The 339-nt window shown below is 56.9% G+C and carries 1 protein-coding gene; it reads left to right on the forward strand.

All coding sequences use genetic code 11. The annotated features are described in order from the left end of the window. On the forward strand, positions 1–339 hold a 339-nt coding region (locus F7231_RS27120), incomplete at both ends, for a PA14 domain-containing protein (protein ID WP_208295708.1).

A 339-nucleotide genomic window follows, 5' to 3' on the forward strand; every position in this document is an offset into this window, starting at 1 on the left:
CAGTCGAACAATGACGATGGAACCCGCATCTGGATTGATGGCAATCTGATCATCAACGACTGGAACGGTCACGGCCCGACGATCATGACGGGCAGTATCAACCTGTCAGCAGGTAAGCACGAGATCAAGTACGAGTACAACGATACCGGCGGTTCGGCTGTGGCCTATCTGGGCTGGCAGGTTCCCGGCACTTCAGGTGTTGTGATGGTGCCAAAAGATCGTCTCTACCCATCGTCAGGGACAGCAACGCCCCCGACGGTGTCAGTGGCGCCGATTGTGAACAACATGCCCGGCACTCAGAACGGCACGATCGGTCAGAGCTTCAACGCCTCACTGGCT

The sequence above is a fragment of the Fibrivirga algicola genome (assembly GCF_011742925.1).
Taxonomy (GTDB): Bacteria; Bacteroidota; Bacteroidia; order Cytophagales; family Spirosomataceae; genus Fibrella; species Fibrella algicola.